This window comes from Pantoea sp. CS_6, from assembly GCF_041954745.1.
Lineage (GTDB): Bacteria > Pseudomonadota > Gammaproteobacteria > Enterobacterales > Enterobacteriaceae > Pantoea > Pantoea stewartii.
Genome location: NZ_JAVAYG010000006.1, coordinates 303,510 through 322,334 on the forward strand (window position 1 = coordinate 303,510; position 18,825 = coordinate 322,334).

The 18,825-nt window shown below is 53.6% G+C and carries 20 protein-coding genes; 5 read left to right on the plus strand and 15 right to left on the minus strand.

Translation table 11 applies throughout. The features are described from left to right. Positions 1-215: 215 nt before the first annotated feature. Positions 216-1,673: a membrane-bound lytic murein transglycosylase MltF gene (mltF, locus tag RAC90_RS11765; protein WP_054633320.1), complete on the plus strand. Its 1,458-nt coding sequence runs from the start codon at positions 216-218 to the stop codon at positions 1,671-1,673. On the opposite strand, the gene tadA is transcribed toward mltF, so the two are convergent. Together tadA and yfhb are read right to left on the minus strand one after the other, a co-directional pair. Continuing rightward, complete coding sequence (gene tadA / locus RAC90_RS11770; protein WP_006120653.1) at positions 1,670-2,164, minus strand: tRNA adenosine(34) deaminase TadA; 495 nt, start codon at positions 2,162-2,164, stop codon at positions 1,670-1,672. The two genes, mltF and tadA, sit on opposite strands and share 4 nt — an antisense overlap. Positions 2,165-2,236: 72 nt before the next feature. Next, positions 2,237-2,875, minus strand: coding sequence for a phosphatidylglycerophosphatase C (yfhb, locus tag RAC90_RS11775; RefSeq protein WP_006120654.1), 639 nt, complete (start codon positions 2,873-2,875; stop codon positions 2,237-2,239). Between the two features lie 155 nt (positions 2,876-3,030). Here yfhb and RAC90_RS11780 point away from each other — a divergent pair, with 155 nt between their 5' ends. Beyond that, positions 3,031-3,870 (plus strand): MurR/RpiR family transcriptional regulator, encoded by an 840-nt coding sequence (locus RAC90_RS11780; RefSeq protein ID WP_006120655.1) that lies wholly within the window; start codon positions 3,031-3,033, stop codon positions 3,868-3,870. A 113-nt stretch (positions 3,871-3,983) separates the two neighbouring features. On the opposite strand, the gene RAC90_RS11785 is transcribed toward RAC90_RS11780, so the two are convergent. Beyond that, positions 3,984-4,361, minus strand: coding sequence for a hypothetical protein (locus tag RAC90_RS11785; protein WP_375096664.1), 378 nt, complete (start codon positions 4,359-4,361; stop codon positions 3,984-3,986). Positions 4,362-4,874: 513 nt separating this feature from the next. Between RAC90_RS11785 and RAC90_RS11790 the strand changes: the two genes are divergently transcribed. After that, entirely contained in the window at positions 4,875-5,123 is a 249-nt protein-coding gene (locus RAC90_RS11790) for a YfhL family 4Fe-4S dicluster ferredoxin (RefSeq protein ID WP_033741000.1), read from the plus strand. Here the strand turns inward: RAC90_RS11790 and acpS are convergent. From acpS to rpoE, 11 genes are all read right to left on the minus strand, one after another. Next, positions 5,120-5,500 (minus strand): holo-ACP synthase, encoded by a 381-nt coding sequence (gene acpS / locus RAC90_RS11795; protein ID WP_006120525.1) that lies wholly within the window; start codon positions 5,498-5,500, stop codon positions 5,120-5,122. The two genes, RAC90_RS11790 and acpS, sit on opposite strands and share 4 nt — an antisense overlap. Further along, on the minus strand, positions 5,500-6,231 hold the full coding sequence (pdxJ, locus tag RAC90_RS11800) for a pyridoxine 5'-phosphate synthase (RefSeq protein ID WP_033740925.1): 732 nt from the start codon (positions 6,229-6,231) through the stop codon (positions 5,500-5,502). Before pdxJ ends, acpS begins: the two co-directional genes overlap by 1 nt. Before the next feature lie 72 nt (positions 6,232-6,303). Beyond that, positions 6,304-7,035: a DNA repair protein RecO gene (gene recO, locus RAC90_RS11805; protein ID WP_039340024.1), complete on the minus strand. Its 732-nt coding sequence runs from the start codon at positions 7,033-7,035 to the stop codon at positions 6,304-6,306. Positions 7,036-7,039: 4 nt separating this feature from the next. Further along, complete coding sequence (gene era / locus RAC90_RS11810; protein WP_375124360.1) at positions 7,040-7,945, minus strand: GTPase Era; 906 nt, start codon at positions 7,943-7,945, stop codon at positions 7,040-7,042. Between the two features lie 48 nt (positions 7,946-7,993). After that, positions 7,994-8,674 carry a ribonuclease III gene (rnc, locus tag RAC90_RS11815; protein ID WP_006120517.1) on the minus strand — a complete coding sequence of 227 codons (681 nt, stop codon included), beginning with the start codon at positions 8,672-8,674 and terminating at the stop codon, positions 7,994-7,996. Between the two features lie 130 nt (positions 8,675-8,804). Continuing rightward, the gene (gene lepB / locus RAC90_RS11820; protein WP_006120515.1) at positions 8,805-9,779 is read right to left on the minus strand and encodes a signal peptidase I; all 975 of its coding nucleotides are present in this window, start codon (positions 9,777-9,779) and stop codon (positions 8,805-8,807) included. A gap of 9 nt (positions 9,780-9,788) precedes the next feature. Then, positions 9,789-11,588 (minus strand): translation elongation factor 4, encoded by a 1,800-nt coding sequence (lepA, locus tag RAC90_RS11825; RefSeq protein WP_039340027.1) that lies wholly within the window; start codon positions 11,586-11,588, stop codon positions 9,789-9,791. A gap of 219 nt (positions 11,589-11,807) precedes the next feature. Next, entirely contained in the window at positions 11,808-12,272 is a 465-nt protein-coding gene (gene rseC, locus RAC90_RS11830) for a SoxR-reducing system protein RseC (RefSeq protein ID WP_375124361.1), read from the minus strand. After that, positions 12,269-13,225, minus strand: a complete 957-nt coding sequence (gene rseB / locus RAC90_RS11835) for a sigma-E factor regulatory protein RseB (RefSeq protein WP_006120511.1) — start codon at positions 13,223-13,225, stop codon at positions 12,269-12,271. Before rseB ends, rseC begins: the two co-directional genes overlap by 4 nt. Then, complete coding sequence (gene rseA / locus RAC90_RS11840) at positions 13,225-13,878, minus strand: anti-sigma-E factor RseA (protein WP_375124362.1); 654 nt, start codon at positions 13,876-13,878, stop codon at positions 13,225-13,227. Before rseA ends, rseB begins: the two co-directional genes overlap by 1 nt. Before the next feature lie 26 nt (positions 13,879-13,904). Beyond that, positions 13,905-14,483, minus strand: coding sequence for an RNA polymerase sigma factor RpoE (gene rpoE, locus RAC90_RS11845; RefSeq protein ID WP_006120509.1), 579 nt, complete (start codon positions 14,481-14,483; stop codon positions 13,905-13,907). A gap of 360 nt (positions 14,484-14,843) precedes the next feature. Here rpoE and nadB point away from each other — a divergent pair, with 360 nt between their 5' ends. Continuing rightward, a complete protein-coding gene (gene nadB, locus RAC90_RS11850; protein ID WP_058707690.1) occupies positions 14,844-16,505 on the plus strand; it encodes an L-aspartate oxidase in 1,662 nt (553 codons plus the stop codon). On the opposite strand, the gene RAC90_RS11855 is transcribed toward nadB, so the two are convergent. Beyond that, positions 16,490-17,239 (minus strand): tRNA1(Val) (adenine(37)-N6)-methyltransferase, encoded by a 750-nt coding sequence (locus RAC90_RS11855; protein ID WP_375124363.1) that lies wholly within the window; start codon positions 17,237-17,239, stop codon positions 16,490-16,492. The genes nadB and RAC90_RS11855 overlap by 16 nt on opposite strands. A 167-nt stretch (positions 17,240-17,406) precedes the next feature. Between RAC90_RS11855 and srmB the strand changes: the two genes are divergently transcribed. After that, the gene (srmB, locus tag RAC90_RS11860; RefSeq protein WP_033740936.1) at positions 17,407-18,735 is read left to right on the plus strand and encodes an ATP-dependent RNA helicase SrmB; all 1,329 of its coding nucleotides are present in this window, start codon (positions 17,407-17,409) and stop codon (positions 18,733-18,735) included. Positions 18,736-18,825 lie beyond the last annotated feature (90 nt).

Below are 18,825 nucleotides of genomic sequence, written 5' to 3' on the forward strand. Positions count from 1 at the left end.
GAAAACGGGGCGTATTATAGAGAAAGCCACTCCGCGACGAAACCGTTTGCGCAAAATTTATGGCCAACAAGATTTGGCTGATAATTGCGCAAAAATTGCTTTATAAGTTGCTCTGCCTAAGTTTGTTGCGCAAAATGCCCCTCGCTCTGGGAGTTAAAACAAGATCAATACTGCCTTAAAAGACAGAGGCCTTGGAGCCATCGAGAGATAACTATTTGAAACGCCTGAAATTAAACTATCTGTTTATCGGTCTGCTCACCGTGCTGTTAGCGCTGGCACTGTGGCCATCCATTCCCTGGCATGGGAGCGGGCAGGATACGATTTCACAGATTAAAGCACGGGGAGTGCTACGGGTCAGTACCGTAAACTCACCGTTGACTTACTACACCGTGAATAAAGCACCGGCCGGGATGGATTACGAGCTGGCGAAGCGTTTCGCCCGTTATTTGGGCGTCAGGCTGGAAATCACGGTGCGCGCGAATATCAGCGACCTGTTTGATGCGCTTGACGACGGCAAAGCCGATTTGCTGGCCGCAGGCCTTATCTATAATAATGAGCGACTGAACCGCTATCAGACGGGCCCCAGCTATTACAGCGTTTCCCAGCAGTTGGTTTATCGTGTGGATAAAACTCGCCCGAAAAACCTGGGCGATTTAAAGGGACGGCTCGTCGTTGCCTCCGGATCGGCTTATCTGTCTACACTTAAGAGCGCCAGAGCGGATCACTATCCCGACCTTGACTGGGCTATCTCGACCGATCAAAGCCCGAAAGCGCTACTTGAGGCCGTCGCCGAGGGCAAGCTGGATTATACGATTGGCGATTCCGTCACCATCGCACTGCTTCAGCGCATCCATCCACAACTGGCGGTCGCCTTTGACGTCACGGATGAAGAGCCGGTGACGTGGTATATGCCCCGCGAAAGCGACGACAGCCTGAACGCGGCCATGCTGGATTTCTTTAATGGCATGGGCGAAGAAGGCGCAATGGCGCGGCTGGAAGAGAAATACCTCGGGCACGTTGGCACCTTTGATTATGTGGATACGCGCACCTTCCTGCGTGCGATTGATACGGTTCTGCCTGATATCAAACCGTTATTCGAGAAATACGCCAGTAATATCGACTGGCGTTTGCTGGCCGCTATCTCTTATCAGGAATCACACTGGAATCCGCAGGCGACATCACCGACCGGCGTACGTGGCATGATGATGCTGACGCGCAATACCGCCGACAGCGTGGAAGTGGGCGATCGAACCGATCCTGAGCAAAGTATTCGCGGCGGCAGCCAGTATCTGCAAAATATGATGGATAAAGTCCCGCAGTCCATTCCGGAAGACGAACGTATCTGGTTTGCGCTGGCCGCCTACAACATGGGTTATGCTCATATGCTGGATGCCCGTAAGCTCACGGCAAAACAGGGTGGCAACCCGGACAGTTGGGCTGATGTGAAACTGCGCCTGCCGATGCTGAGCCAGAAGCGTTATTACGCGCAAACGACCTACGGCTACGCGCGGGGCCAGGAAGCGTATAACTACGTGGAAAATATTCGTAAATATGAGATTAGCCTGGTGGGCTATTTGCAGGAGCAGGAAAAGCGCCTTGCCCAGCAGGCCGCGCTGGAAGCGGAGATGGGCAAAGGCTATCCTGCCGTTTCGCCACAAGTGGCAATGAATTAGCTTTCGCGCTGCGCCTGTCGCAGCGCTTTTTGTTGCTGACGACGCATGCGGAAAAAGTCGCTCAGCAGCGCCGCGCACGCGTCTTCCAGCACGCCGTGATCTAACCTTACCTGATGGTTCATCCCCGGATGGCCCAGCACGTCAATCAGCGAACCGGCTGCGCCGGTTTTCACATCGTGCGCGCCATAAACCAGACGACCTATCCGGCTATGCACCATCGCGCCGGCGCACATGACGCACGGCTCCAGCGTCACATAAAGCGTGGTATCCAGCAGACGGTAATTTTCCAGTACTTTCCCGCCCTGACGAAGCGCCATAATCTCTGCGTGCGCGGTGGGATCATGCTGACCGATAGGCCGGTTCCAGCCTTCGCCAATGACGCGGTCGCCGTGAACCAGGACGGCGCCTACCGGCACCTCGCCCTCATCCCATGCGCGTTGCGCCAGCGTCAGCGCCCGGCGCATCCAGTATTCATCTTGTTCTTGTGTCACACGAACCACTCCCGGCAGCAAAAAGCGGCGCATTATACCGGGCATGCCGGCAAAACCGAAGCTCAGTACAGGTTATTCTAACTGCTGCAATTCACCTGCCGGCGTGACGCGCCAGCGATGCTGACAAAAGAACAATAACGGGTTGTCCTGCTTGCTGTCGCTGTAACCACTATAGAGTTGCAGTGGTGTGCCGATTTGCTCTTCTAACTGCACCACTTTTTCGTGGCCCAGACAGCGCAATTTCAGCACGCGCCCCCCCAGGCCGCGCTGCATCTGGCTGGCAATCAACTTTACTCTGGGCAGAAACGCCGAATCGTAATAGACCTGCTCCACCAGCGACTGCGGCGAGCCCGTAATCAGCCACACATCCGCATCATCGCTGCTGAGGTACTCGCTGAGACGCTTCTGCACCACCGGAAACGCTTTCACGCGCTGGCGAAACCACTGAGCAAACTCGGCCTCCAGTCGTAACAGGGTGGTTTCAGATCGGCCAAAAGTGATTGACCAGAGTAACAGGCTCATCGGCCAGCGGGCCGCACGCCCTTTGAACAGCAGCCCTGCGCCGACGACGGGCAGCAAAGGCACGACCAGTAGCAGATTCAGGGGTTTACGGCGCAGCAAATAGCGCATGAAAGTGCCAAACATATCCTGTTGGTGCAATGTGCCATCAAGGTCGAAAAACACCACGCGACGTTGTCTCTCGTTGGTCAAACAACTCTCCTTTTTAACGAATATGCATCAACAGCCTCTATTGTAGTCATCTTCGCGCAGCGAGGCGATGACTGTCATTTTTTATTCCAGTGGCTACAATGCTTTTAGAATCATTTATTCCTTGCGGACGCACCGCTACATCATGAGGACTGAGCATGAGTTCATTGCTGCGCATTCGCCAGCTTTATCCTTCACTGGCGCTGAACGAACGCCGGCTGGCGGATTTTTTACTGTCACAACCGGATCGGGCACGGCATTTAAGTTCACAAAAGCTGGCAGAAGAAGCTGGCGTCAGTCAGTCCAGCGTCGTTAAGTTTGCGCAAAAACTGGGATATAAAGGTTTTCCGGCACTCAAGCTGGCACTGAGCGAATCGCTGGCCGATAAAGATGCCATCACCGTGCATAATCAGATCCTCAGTGACGATCCCCTTAAGGCTGTGGGTGAAAAATTACTGACAGAAAAGCTGTCGGCCATTCGCGCGACCCTGGATATTAACAGCGAAGAGAAGCTGAATGCCGTCTTGCAGCTGCTTAAGCGCGCACGCCGTATTTTATTGGTCGGAATCGGCGCATCCGGCCTGGTGGCAAAGGATTTTTCCTGGAAGCTAATGAAGATTGGCATCAATGCCGTCGCGGAGCAGGACATGCACGCGCTGCTGGCCAGCGTACAGGCCATGTCATCCGGCGATGTGCTGCTGGCGATCTCTTACACGGGTGAACGTCGTGAGATTAACCTGGCCGCGCAGGAAGCAGTGCGGGTGGGCGCGGACGTGCTGGCCTTTACCGGCTTTACGCCTAACACTTTGCAGCAGTGCGCCACGCACTGCCTGTACACTGTTGCAGAAGAACAGAGTACGCGCAGCGCCGCGATCTCCTCGACTACCGCCCAGTTGGCGTTAACGGACCTGCTCTTTATGGCGCTGGTACAGAACGATCCTGAGCGCGCGTCCAGCCATATTCGCCACAGCGAGGCGCTGGTGAAGAAGCTGATTTAGGAAGAAGGGAAAACGCATCTGATATTGCGATTGTTGTAAAGTACAATGAAGGAAGCCAGCGATATCGCTGGCTTCTAAAACTGAATTGAGTATTAGCTGTGTATTAAGGCCGACTAACTACTGCTTATATCTTGCGTAGAAATAGGCAAATATTGCCCCATACCTGTGCTGGCTGAGTCGACTGCAGCCTGATTTTTTGCAACGAGATAAAAGGTATCAACAGATTTTTTTGTTGCATGCTCAGCGGAGTAGAGAGCGAATTTAACCACTTTCTTGCCACCGTCATACTTACATTCCATGTCCCAGCTCATTGCCGTTCCGGGCGCGGCTTTACATTTACCCTTACCATAGCTGTATTGCAGGAAGTTATTCGTTTTATTTTCTGCTGCTGTAACGAAATCAGGCCGAGATCCACCCGCGGATAAGCTTCCATAAGCGGTTGTTGCAGCCAGAACAGCCACGCCGGCTATCAAAAAAATTCTTTTTTTCACCTGACACAATCCATCGATATTATTGATGAATGCATATTATCGGAAAACTCTTAATCACGCACCTGATCTCTGTCATTTTTATGACAAAATATTTCTATCACCCCTTTTTTCTGCATAATCCTTACAATTCTCGCTGTGGTGGTTTTTTCTACACGCGGCGCTGTCCCCGCACGTGTATCGCTGAATTTGCTAAAAGTTATACTTTTATGCTTACTCTCCATGAAGACTATATAGATTTAAATTATCGAATAATCAGTAAGTAACGAACATTAATGGTGCGTATGACTTTTTTTAGTTATTCGCATCATGTTTGACGTTGAAAGAATATGCTACTGTCAGCCGACTCCGCATGACCTTTAACATTCCAACTTTATGTTAATGACCAGCCAGGCTTGCAATTTGAAAGTTACAAAAGTCGTCTAAGGGTTCGACATATCTCATCAGGAATATTTTCTACCGCAACAGATTATGTCGCCAAAACGAAAAAAAGTATTTATCGATTGGGAAACCGCGATGTCTTTACTGATTACAGAACGATGCATTAACTGCGATATGTGTGAACCCGAATGCCCGAACCAGGCTATTTCGATGGGTGAGATGATTTATGAGATAGAGGTGAGCCGCTGTACCGAATGTGTGGGACATTATGATGTGCCGACCTGCCAGCGGGTTTGCCCTATTGATAACACCATTGTGACGGATCCCCAGCACATCGAATCACGCGATGCGCTGTGGGATAAGTTTGTTGCCCTGCACGGTTAGCTTTCGATAATGACCGTAGCACAGGCATAGTGGCGCTCGTCGGCCAGGGTGACATGGACATGCTGTACACCCAGTCGCTGCGCCACCTCAGCAGCATGATCGAAAAAACGCAGGAGTGGTTTACCCAGCGCATCGTTGTAAACTTCAAACTGATTGAATGCCAGTCCACCGCGAATGCCGGTGCCAAACGCTTTGGCTGCCGCTTCTTTAACGGCGAAACGTTTAGCCAGAAAACGCACCGGCTGACGATGCTGCTGATACTGCTGCCATTCGGCCTCACTCAGCACGCGACGCGCCAGTCGATCGCCAGAGCGAGAAATCACATCGGCAATCCGCTCTATTTCGACGATATCGCTGCCCAGTCCCAGAATAGCCATTAGCGACGCGCTTCTCGCAGCAGCTGTTTCATGGCTTTGACGGCGTCAGGCAGGCCGCTCATCACCGCCCGACCAATGATCGCATGACCGATGTTCAGCTCATGCATTTCCGGCAGCGCGGCAATCGGCAGGACGTTGTGGTAAGTCAGACCGTGACCGGCGTTAACTTTTAATCCGCGGCTGGCCGCAAAGGTGGCCGCCTGACGGATCCGGGCCAGCTCAGCGTCGCGTGCCGGGCCTTCAGGGGCTTCAGCATAGGCACCGGTATGAATTTCAATATAAGGCGCGCCGCTGGTGACAGCCGCTTCGATTTGCCGGTGATCGGGATCGATAAACAGGGATACCAAAATGCCCGCCTCACTGAGTTTTTTTACCGCGGCATTAAGTTTTTCCTGTTGTCCGGCGACATCCAGTCCGCCTTCGGTGGTCACTTCCTCACGCTTTTCCGGCACCAGGCAGCAGAAATGCGGTTTGATGTCACACGCGATATTCAGCATCTCATCGGTGACCGCCATTTCGAGATTCATCCGCGTTTCGATGGTATCACGCAGAATACGCACGTCGCGGTCGGTAATGTGGCGGCGATCTTCCCGCAGGTGCACCGTGATCCCATCCGCGCCCGCCTGTTCGGCGATAAAAGCCGCCTGGACCGGATCAGGGTAATGGGTGCCACGCGCGTTGCGGACGGTAGCAATGTGGTCGATGTTAACGCCTAACAGTAACTCAGCCATGACAATCCTCGGTTCATTATGGTCATTGTATGGAGTGTAACGCGCCCTGATGCGATTCCGCTACGACCCGCATCAGGGCTCGCCGGCAATATCGGGCTTTTTTTTCGGTGTAAACTGACGGAAAAGCTCCTGACTTTTTAACGGTTTGCCCCCCAGATAGGGTTTCAGCGCCATGCGGGTAAAGCGCTTCGCCGCGCGCAGGGCATCCGCATCGGGAAATTCACGCGTGGAGAGCGCCTGCAGGTGTTTACCTGTAAAGCTGCGCTGATTGAGCACCAGACTGGCGATGAAGCCCTTCTCTTCCCGGTAGCTGTAGGTCATGTCTTCACTGACCGGTTCACCACTGCCTGCGCAGTGCAGGAAATCCACGCCATAGCCAAGGTGCCCCAACAGCGCCAGCTCGAAACGACGCAGTGCAGGTTCGGGTGAACCCTCGGCGGCGGCCAGCGTCTGGATACATTGCAGATAGTCAAAAAACAGGTCGGAAAAGGGGATGTGCTGTTCCAGTACCCGAGACAACAGCTCGTTGACGTACAGGCCGCAGTAAAGCGTGATACCACTGAGGGGGAGAGCAAGCGAAACCGCTTCGGCATTGCGCAGCGTTTTCACCTCACCACGACCGCTCCAGCGCACCAGCAGTGGGGTAAAAGGCTGAAGTGTGCCTTTTAACTGAGAACGCCGTGATCGTGCTCCTTTTGCCAGGACACGAACACGGCCTTCACTTTCACTAAACAGGTCAAGCAGCAGACTGGTTTCGCTGAAAGGACGACTATGCAGCACAAAGGCGCGTTGCCAGCCTTCCATTTATTCAGAGATCGTCTGTGTAACCCAGACTACGCAGCGCACGTTCGTCATCTGCCCAGCCGGATTTAACTTTAACCCACAGTTCGAGATGCACTTTGGCATCGAACATCTCTTCCATGTCCTTACGCGCTTCAATACCAATGGTTTTGATTTTGGCGCCTTTATTGCCAATCACCATTTTTTTCTGCCCTTCGCGCTCGACCAGAATCAAACCGTTGATGTCATAACCGCCACGCGCGTTAGACACAAACTGTTCGATTTCGACTGTGACCGAGTAAGGCAGTTCCGCACCGAGGAAACGCATCAGCTTTTCACGGATAATTTCGGATGCCATAAAGCGCTGTGAGCGATCGGTAATGTAATCTTCCGGGAAGTGATGGTCAGATTCCGGCAGATGCTTGCGGGCGATGGCGGCGATGGTGTCGACATTTTTACCGCTTTCGGCCGAAACCGGCACGATATCAATAAAGTTCATCTGCTCGCTGAGGAACTGCAGGTGCGGTAACAGGACGCTTTTATCCTGAATGTTGTCGATTTTATTGATCGCCAGCAGAACCGGCACTTTGCCATCGCGCAACTTGTTTAACACCATCTCGTCGTCGGGCGTCCAGCGCGTGCCTTCAACCACAAAGATGATCAGTTCAACGTCACCGATAGAACTGCTGGCCGCACGGTTCATCAGGCGGTTGATCGCTCGCTTCTCTTCCATATGCAGGCCGGGCGTATCCACGTAAATCGCCTGATAAGCGCCTTCCGTATGGATGCCAATAATGCGGTGACGGGTGGTTTGCGGCTTACGCGACGTAATTGAAACCTTCTGCCCCAGTAACTGGTTCAGTAAGGTGGATTTACCGACGTTAGGCCGGCCAACTATCGCGACAAAGCCGCTGTATGTAACATTTTCGCTCATTCGAGTCCTGAGGTTTTCAGCGCCGGTTGCGGCGCCGGGATAATACTGTTATTCCAGACCAAGTTTAATCAGCGCCTGTTCAGCCGCTGCTTGTTCAGCTTTACGGCGGCTGGAGCCCACGCCCACCACCGGTTCTGCCATGCCACTCACCTGACAGTGAATGGTAAATTCCTGATCGTGGGCTTCGCCACGAACCTGCACCACTAAGTAACTTGGCAGCGGCAGATGACGGCCCTGCAGGTATTCCTGCAGGCGCGTTTTCGGATCTTTTTGTTTATCACCCGGACTGATTTCGTCCAGGCGCGTCTGATACCAGTCAAGGATCAGCTTTTCGACCGTCTGAATATTACTGTCGAGGAAGACACCACCAATCAGCGCTTCCACGGTGTCCGCCAGAATAGATTCACGACGGAAGCCGCCGCTTTTTAATTCGCCGGGCCCCAGACGCAGGCATTCACCCAAATCGAATTCACGCGCCATCTCTGCCAGCGTATTACCGCGCACCAGCGTCGCGCGCATGCGGCTCATGTCGCCCTCATCCACACGCGGAAAACGGTGGTAGAGCGCATTTGCAATCACGTAGCTCAGAATCGAATCGCCTAAAAACTCCAGGCGTTCGTTATGCTTGCTACTGGCGCTGCGATGCGTCAACGCCTGCTGTAAAAGTTCAGAATGTGTAAAAGTGTAGCCCAGTTTGCGCTGAAGCTTGTTAATCAGGATGGGGTTCATGCGATTCCAGTTCTGTTTTGCGTCTGTCACTCTGCATACCAAACAGGGCTGAGAATCCAACACATTCTGTTTGGTGTGCAGTGGCCCCCATGACGGAGGCCACCCTATTTTGCCTGACTCTCAGGCTGGCTTAATGGATACCGCCGATACGACTCAGTCGTACGCCGGTTGGCCACTGGCCTTCTTGTTTTTCAAAGCTCATCCAGATGGCGACCGCTTTACCGACCAGATTGCGCTCGGGAACAAAGCCCCAGTAGCGACTGTCGGCGCTGTTGTCACGGTTATCACCCATCATGAAATACTGCCCCTGCGGCACAACCCAGCTCGCCTGCGGCTGGCCGGGCTGCTGATAGTACATGCTCGCCTGGCTTTGTGCTTCCGTCACCAACAGAATGTCATGCGTCACATTGCCCAGCGTTTCTTTGCGCGTGGCCAGACGTAATCCACCGCGCATGGTTTCATTCAGCGGCACCTGGTAGAACCCGTTACCGGCTTCGTTACCATCAAACCCGCTAAACGTCTGAACAAACTTGCTTGGCTCAATGTTGCTGTAGGTGACTGGCAACGCTTTGCTGCAAGGCTTGCCATTATCGCAGGCCGGATTAATAGTCAGCGTTTTACTGTAGGGATCATAGGTTACACGATCGCCCGGCAGGCCAATCACGCGCTTGATGTAGTCCAGGCTTGGATCTTTTGGGTATTTAAAGACCGCAATATCGCCACGCTTAGGATGCCCGGTGGGGATCAGCGTGGTTTGCGTAATCGGGTCTTTAATGCCGTAAGCAAACTTCTCGACCAGAATAAAGTCACCAATCAGCAGCGTGGGCATCATCGATCCTGACGGGATCTGGAAAGGCTCATACACAAATGAGCGCACAAAGAATACCACGGCCAGCACCGGAAATACGGAGGCAGCGGTTTCAATCCAGCCCGGCTTAGGCGCCATTTTTGCCAGCGTTTTTTTATCGAGCGTGCCGCCTGACTGCGCCTGTGCCGCCGCCTGCAGCGCCCGGCGCTGTGGTGCCCACTTGATACGATCGATCACCCAGAGAATACCAGTAATCAATGTCGCTATCGCCAGGACTAGCGCGAACATATTAGCCATTTAAGATCCTTATTTGCTGTCTTTTCCGACATGCAGAATGGCGAGGAATGCTTCCTGCGGCAGTTCAACGTTACCGACCTGCTTCATTCGCTTCTTACCCTCTTTCTGCTTCTGCAACAGCTTTTTCTTACGACTGACGTCACCGCCGTAACACTTGGCAAGGACGTTCTTACGCAGCTGTTTGACGGTTGAGCGAGCGATAATGTGGTTGCCGATTGCCGCCTGAATCGCAATATCAAATTGTTGACGTGGGATGAGGTCTTTCATTTTCTCAACCAACTCACGTCCACGATAAGGTGCGTTATCACGGTGGGTAATCAGCGCGAGCGCATCAACACGTTCTGAGTTAATCAGCACGTCGACGCGCACCATGTCAGAGGCCTGAAAACGTTTAAAATTGTAGTCCAGTGAAGCATAGCCGCGCGATGTTGATTTCAAACGGTCAAAGAAGTCGAGCACCACTTCAGCCATTGGAATCTCATAGGTCAGCGCAACCTGATTGCCGTGGTAAACCATATTTGTCTGAACGCCACGTTTCTCGATGCACAGCGTAATGACGTTGCCGAGGTATTCCTGCGGCAGCAACATGTGACACTCCGCAATCGGTTCACGCAACTCTTCAATGTTATTGAGCGGTGGCAGCTTCGAGGGGCTGTCCACATAAATGACTTCGCCGCCCGTGGTTTCCACTTCGTACACCACCGTCGGTGCGGTCGTGATCAGATCGAGATCGTACTCACGTTCCAGACGTTCCTGAATGATCTCCATGTGCAGCAGACCCAGGAAGCCGCAACGGAAGCCAAAGCCCAGCGCGGTTGAACTCTCTGGCTCGTAGAACAGAGAAGCATCGTTCAGGCTCAGCTTGCCCAGCGCATCACGAAACGCTTCGTAGTCATCAGAACTAATCGGGAACAGACCGGCGTAAACCTGCGGCTTCACTTTTTTAAATCCAGGCAGCGCTTTGTCCGCCGGGTTACGTGCTGTTGTCAGGGTATCGCCCACCGGCGCGCCCAGAATGTCTTTAATGGCGCAGACCAGCCAGCCGACTTCGCCACAGTTCAGTTCAGTGCGGTCAACCTGCTTCGGCGTGAAAATGCCCAGTCGATCGGCGTTATAAACCTGGCCGGTACTCAGTACCTTGATTTTATCGCCTTTACGCATGGTGCCGTTTTTCACACGAACCAGCGAGACAACACCCAGGTAGTTATCGAACCAGGAGTCGATAATCAGTGCCTGCAGCGGCCCTTCCGGATCGCCTTCTGGCGGCGGAATATCGCGCACCAGGCGCTCCAGCACTTCAGGTACGCCGACACCGGTTTTCGCCGAGCAACGCACGGCATCGGTGGCATCAATACCGACAATATCTTCGATTTCCTGTGCAGCACGTTCAGGATCGGCGGCAGGCAAATCGATTTTATTCAGCACCGGCACGACTTCCAGATCCATCTCAATCGCGGTGTAGCAGTTAGCCAGGGTTTGCGCTTCAACGCCCTGTCCGGCATCCACCACCAGCAGCGCACCCTCACAGGCGGCCAGTGAGCGGGAAACTTCGTATGAGAAGTCAACGTGTCCCGGCGTGTCGATAAAATTGAGCTGGTAAGTTTCGCCGTCTTGGGCTTTGTAATCGAGCGTCACGCTCTGTGCTTTGATGGTAATACCACGTTCACGCTCAAGGTCCATTGAGTCCAGAACCTGCGCGGCCATCTCGCGGTCAGTTAATCCGCCACAGATCTGAATCAAGCGGTCAGAGAGCGTGGATTTACCGTGGTCAATGTGGGCGATGATGGAGAAATTTCTTATGTGCTTCATTTATAGAGATATCTTCACGTAGAGAATCAGTTAGAAACCTGAGCACAGACACATTCAGGAAGATCGCTCTTAACCCACAATCCTGTCAGCCTCATTAATGACGACGCATATTACACTGTTAAGGCCGCGCATAAAAGAATGGAACGTCGTGGAAACGAAACAGTTTTTTGCACGTCAGGCTTAAGACAAAAGCCGCAACAAGTGCGGCTTAAGCAGGGGTCAGGCTTCGCTTTCAACACGAAGCGCATCTGGGGGCAAGGCGATATTAAGTATAACCGGCTGGAAGGCCTCACTATCGCCAAATTTCATGGAAATGCCTTTGGCGACGATAAAGCCGCCAACTCCGCCTAACAGCGCGCCGCAGGCGGCGGCCAGGTCGCTGCCGAACAGGGCCTGGAACACACCTGCGAACAGAAACAGGCCAAACAGCGGCGTCATGTATACCAGCAGTGCCGAACCGAGCAGGCTGCTCTCTTTGATGCCCAGTTCGACACGTTGGCCCGGAGCCAGGGGCTTGCTGCTGGCGATTTGCATCACATGCGCATTCTTTGGCCCCAGCTTATTCAGCATATGGCTGCCACAGCCTTTGCGTGCCTGGCAGCTGTTGCAGGAGGTTTTGGCTTCGGTATGCAGTGTGGCGATACCATCCTGCCATGCCACCACGGTGGCCCATTCTCTCATCATTTTTTTGCCCCAGGATTAACACTGTCCGCGATACGTTTGGCCGTCGCAGGCGGTAACTCGCCAACGACCGTAATTTCGTAATTATCGCGTATTACGGTTTCCACCGTACGACGTCCCGTGCGCAATGTCTGTGCGACGCTGTTTTTATCTGCCGGCGTAACGTTTACAGCAAAGCTAAACAGACCATCGCTGTACAGCCGGGATTCAAGGGATTTATTTAACGCGGGAAGCATACGCCGGCTTTGGGAAACGAGCGTCATCCCTGCGGGAAGCCAGGCGGGCTCCCAGTCCAGCGTCGCGTTGTCTGATTTGGTTAATGAGAGCGACGGCGGCAGATTGGCTTTTTCAAGGCCCTGCATCAGGTTGCGTACGCCATCATCCACCGCGAAGCTGATCACGCGAAACTGTTCCATCGTTTCACCGTCACGATCCAGCAGATCCACGCGCAGCGGCAGCTTGGTATCCACATCCAGCCATACAACATAGCTGTAGCGCGTGCCATCGCGCGACACTACGCGCACCACATCACACATCTGATCGGCAATGCGGGAACGGCCGACGGTAATAAAGTCATAAGCCGCATCAAGTTTGGCAAAGTCGGCGTAGATAATCGATGGCAACGCATCAACGATGTGATTGCCGGGAAGCGAGAAAGGCTCAATACCCGGTTCGAAATAGCTGATGTCGTTGCCGCGCTGAATGACTTCGCGACGCGGACCGTCCATCTGCAGAATCTGTGCATAGACGCGATCGTCGATTACTGCGTGACGATAACGGAGCGATTCCATACCAAGACGGGAAACGTTGATGTAGGCGAATTCGTAGTTGAGCGTCTGACTTGCCTGCTCCATCTGCTGTAATAACGCCCCAGACGCAGAAACCTGCGCTGGGGCGGCAGTGGACCACAACAGGCTGCCCGTCAGAAGACTAACGGCATACCATAGCGGCTTCATTACTGCTGCTGCATTCCTAATGACTGATTACCCGGTACATTGGCCTGCGCTTGTTTTGGCGCATTGGTTTCGAACTGCAGCTGATCGGCGTGCAGACGACGCTGAAGTTCGTAGTCCTGCAGCATGGTGTTCACGCGGCGACGCTGGTCCTGCACCTGTTGTGAGGCATTGCCTGAACCAAACATATCCGAGGGGACACCCAGACTGACAGGTGACGCTTTGCCCATCACTGGCAAGGTGTTGAATACCGGTGAGTCAGAGCTTTCCACGCTGCCGTTGGTGGGTTGGTTATAGTGCTGAACACCCACAATTACCGCCAGGGAAACACAGGCTGCGACGCCGACCTGCGTAATCTGGGCCGCCCAGGGGCGAACTTTGTGCCAGAACGGCATTTTTTCCCAGCGAGAAGGCTCGGGCTGTGCTTCAGGAATCAGGGACGTCACATTACGCTGTGGCTCGTTTTCGATGGCAGCGGCAACGCGAGCAGAAATATCAAAATGCAGGTGTTCACCAACATCGCCACGCATGGTGTCGCGAATCAGATGGTAGCGTTCCCAGCTTTTTTGTAGATCTGCATCCTTAGACAGGGCTGAAATCAGCGCGTTATCTAAAGCCTCACCATCCATTAAAGCGGAAAGTTTTTCTTTCTGCATGCCTAATACCCTTCCAGTAGCCGTTATCACTGACGTTGGATAAGCGGTTGAACTTTATTATCAATGGCCTCACGTGCACGGAAAATACGTGACCTTACCGTGCCCACCGGGCAATCCATAATGACGGCGATCTCTTCATAGCTCAGACCGTCAAGTTCCCTGAGGGTAATTGCCATTCGCAAGTCCTCAGGAAGCGCCTCGATGGTACGAAAGACGATTTGTTTCAGTTCGTCAGACAACATTAAGTTCTCAGGGTTCGAAATTTCTTTTAACGCACCCGCACTTTCGAAATTTTCCGCATCAATTGCATCAACATCGCTGGAAGGCGGACGGCGTCCCTGAGCAACCAGATAGTTTTTGGCTGTATTCACGGCAATCCGATACAGCCAGGTGTAAAACGCGCTATCGCCACGGAAAGAATCCAGTGCCCGATACGCTTTAATAAATGATTCCTGAACGACGTCAGGCACATCGCCTGAAGGCACATACCGTGAGACCAGGCTCGCGACTTTATGCTGGTAACGGATCACCAGTAAGTTGAAAGCTTTTTGATCCCCCTTCTGAACCCGTTCAACCAGAACCTGGTCCGCTAACTGCTCGCTCATCCGAGGTAAAGTCTCCCCAAATACTTTCTTATGCGTTAAGGAACTGCCAGCACACAGCTATTGAGCAAGCATGCGCTTTGAGTCATTACGTGGCGAAAAGTTCATTTTCGGCCGCTTTGCTGCAGGATTACACAGTTTGTTGATTTTCGTTCAATGTAACACGCGCAAATCGCAGGCAGAGTAACCTATGACAGCCGCTTTTTCATCTTTAAATCCTTGTATTCGATTAAGTTTGGTATGAAAAACAGATTTTAAACGGTTAAATGACTAACCATTTGATATATCTCATAAATTAGATTTAGTCCGCTATCACGCCTGCTTGCGTGTTCAAAATACTTCACAAAAAACCATCAAAGGCTTATGCTCGGGTCATTCTTGTTTAGTAAATTAAACACTATGACAACATTCTCCCCCTCAGATTATCAGTGTGATGTGCTTATTGTGGGCAGCGGTGCGGCGGGACTGTCACTGGCGTTGCGGCTGGCCTCGCATTACCGGGTCACTGTGCTCAGTAAAGCGCAGGTTAATGAAGGCTCAACGCTGTATGCGCAGGGCGGCATTGCGGCAGTGTTTGATGAAACTGACAGTGTGGATTCTCACGTTGAAGACACGCTGATTGCCGGGGCGGGCTTGTGCGATCGTGAGGCTGTTTCATTTGTCGCCAGCAATGCGCGGCACTGCGTGCAGTGGCTGATCGATCATGGCGTGGCGTTTGATACCGATCCTCAGGCCGGCGGTGAAATGCGTTACCACCTGACGCGAGAAGGCGGCCACAGCCATCGCCGTATTCTGCACAGCGCCGACGCCACCGGCCGGGAAGTGGAAACCACGCTGGTCGGCCAGGCGTTGCGTCATCCGAATATCCGCATCCTGGAACGCACTAACGCGGTGGATCTGATCCTGTCAGACAAACTGGGCTTACCGGGCCCCCGCCGGGTAATGGGGGCCTGGATCTGGAACCGCAATCGCGAACGGGTCGAAACCTGCCAGGCGCGCGCCGTCGTGCTGGCCACGGGCGGCGCGGCCAAAGTTTATCAGTACACCACGAATCCTGATGTCGCCTCTGGTGACGGCATTGCGATGGCCTGGCGAGCAGGATGCCGGGTCGCTAACCTGGAATTTAACCAGTTTCACCCTACCTGCCTGTTTCATCCGCAGGCGCAAAACTTTCTGCTGACGGAAGCCCTGCGCGGCGAAGGCGCCTGGCTGGTGCGGCCCGATGGTTCGCGGTTTATGCCTGACTTCGACGAACGCGCGGAGCTGGCCCCGCGCGATATCGTCGCCCGCGCCATCGATCATGAAATGAAACGGCTGGGCGTAGACTGCATGTATCTGGATATCAGCCACCAGCCGCCGGCCTTCATCCGTTCCCACTTCCCGATGATTTACGAAAAACTGCTGACCTTTGGCTTTGATCTGACAAAGGACAGAATCCCTGTGGTGCCCGCCGCGCATTACACCTGTGGTGGCGTGGTCGTCGATCGGCATGGCCGCACCGACATCGATTGTTTATATGCAATCGGTGAAGTCAGTTATACCGGGCTGCACGGTGCCAACCGCCTCGCCTCAAATTCTGTCCTGGAGTGTCTGGTATATGGCTGGTCTGCCGCGGAGGATCTGATGCGGATCTTACCTGAAACGGAGACCGTAGATCGTTTACCGGCATGGGATGAAAGCCAGGTGGATGATGCCGATGAGCGCGTGGTTATTCAGCATAACTGGCATGAGCTACGGCTGTTTATGTGGGATTATGTCGGCATTGTCCGTACCACTAAGCGGCTGGAACGCGCGTTGCGCCGCATCAGCCTGCTTCAACAGGAAATCGACGAGTACTATCGCCACTTCCGGCTGTCAAACAACCTGCTGGAACTGCGCAACCTGGTACAGGTGGCAGAGCTGATGGTGCGTTGTGCGCTGCAACGCAAAGAGAGCCGCGGGCTGCATTTTATTCGCGACTATCCCGATACGCTGGCGGAAGCGCAACCGACCGTCCTGCAGCCCGGCGATCACATAAACAAATAGAAGTCACGCGTTAGGCTTTGCCAGGCGTCAGAATACTGCCGGTCGGCATCGCGGATAGCCAGGCGTTCAAACAGGGTTTCACCCGGACTGGGTGAAAACCCCAGCAATACACGATGCGGCGGACGGTGAGCATATTCCGCCACATCGAAGCGAAAGCGCAGATGCCAGCCCTCCGATTGTGCCTGCGCAATCACCTCCTGCCCTGTCGTCTCAGGCAATATCACACAAAAGAAGCCCTCTTCTTCTATGAGCAACGCTGCGCAACGTAATAAGGTCTGATGGTTTAAGGTACCGGTCGCGCGTGCGCTGTCGCGTGCCGACGTTGAGCAGGCCACGCCAAGTGTAAAGTAAGGCGGATTACTGACGATCAGTGAATAGCGCGTATTGCTGTTTTCCGCCCACTGCGCGATATCCTGTTGATGAACATGAATACGCGCAGCCCAGGGTGACTGACAGGCATTCTCGCTGGCCTGTTGCGCAGCGTCGGCATCGAGCTCCACCGCATCGATCACCACATCAGAATACGTTCGCTGGGCCAGCATCAGCGCAATCAGGCCCGAACCGGTACCGATATCAAGGATGCGCTTTACCCCGGCGACCGGTGCCCACGCGCCCAGCAGAATGCCATCAGTACCGACCTTCATTGCACAGCGGTCGTGTGCGACAAAAAACTGCTTGAAGGTAAACCCGTTCTTTTTTAACTGCGGCCGCGCCTGCGGCTTGTCCTGCATCATACTCAGCGACCATTCACCTGTTTTTCTGCCGTATAGCTGGCGCCAAGTGTAACGTGCCAGGTTGGGGAATTCACGCCGTTGACGTAATCTGACGCAGTCAATACCGATAAACAGATGAAGATTATGTCCGATCTGTCTATAATCAGCGCCCCAAACTGAGGTAGAACATGACCGTAACCACATTTTCCGAACTTGAACTCGACGAAAGCCTGCTTGAAGCGCTGCAGGAGAAAGGCTATACGCGCCCGACAGCAATTCAGGCTGCTGCCATTCCCCCCGCGCTGGAGGGCCGCGACGTTCTGGGTTCGGCACCTACCGGGACCGGGAAAACCGCCGCGTATTTATTACCGGCGTTGCAGCACCTGCTCGATTTTCCACGCAAGAAGTCTGGCCCGCCACGTATTTTAATTTTAACGCCAACCCGTGAACTGGCGATGCAGGTTGCCGACCAGGCGCGGGAACTGGCGAAACATACGCATCTGGATATCGCCACTATCACCGGCGGCGTGGCCTTTATGAACCACGCCGAAGTGTTCAGCGAAAATCAGGACGTTGTGGTTGCCACCACCGGCCGTCTGCTGCAGTACATCAAAGAAGAAAACTTTGACTGCCGCGCAGTGGAAACGCTGATCCTGGATGAAGCAGACCGCATGCTGGACATGGGCTTTGCCCAGGATATCGAAACCATCGCGGGTGAAACGCGCTGGCGTAAACAGACGATGCTGTTCTCCGCTACGCTGGAAGGCGAGCATATTAAAGATTTTGCCGAGCGCCTGCTGAACGAACCGGTTGAACTGGAAGCCGATCCCAGCCGTCGCGAGCGTAAGAAAATTCAGCAGTGGTATCACCGCGCCGACGATCTTGAGCACAAAACCAAACTGCTGGTTCACCTGTTAAAGCAGCCGGAAGTGACCCGATCCATTGTGTTTGTGCGTAAACGTGAACGCCTGCATGAACTGGTCAGCTGGCTGCATGATGCCGGAATCCGCACCAGCTACCTGGAAGGGGAAATGGTCCAGGCTAAACGCAACGAGGCGATTAAACGTCTGGTGGAAGGTCGGGTAAACGTGCTGGTCGCCACCGATATCGCCGCACGCGGGATTGACGTGGAGGATGTGAGCCACGTGATTAACTTCGATATGCCACGCACGGCGGATACCTATCTGCACCGCATCGGCCGTACGGGCCGTGCCGGTCGTAAAGGCATCGCCATTTCGCTGGTCGAAGCCCATGACCATCTGCTGCTGGGTAAAGTCAGCCGCTACGTTGACGAGCCGATTAAAGCACGGGTGATTGACGAGCTGCGTCCGGTCACGCGTGCGCCTTCGCCAAAAACCACCGGAAAACCGTCGAAAAAGGCGCTTGCAAAGCGTGCAGAGCGAAAAGCCAAAGAAGAAGAGAAACCGCGGGTGAAAAAACGCCATCGCGATCTTAAAAATGTCGGTAAACGCCGCAAGCCAAGTGGTAGCTCATCCGGCAGTGAGAATGCGGAATAAAACAGCACGCTTCTAAAAAAATCGCCTCCTGAGAGGCGATTTTTCATTGTTCAGGTGGCTAAAGCCCGGTTTCGTCTCCATTCAGCATCA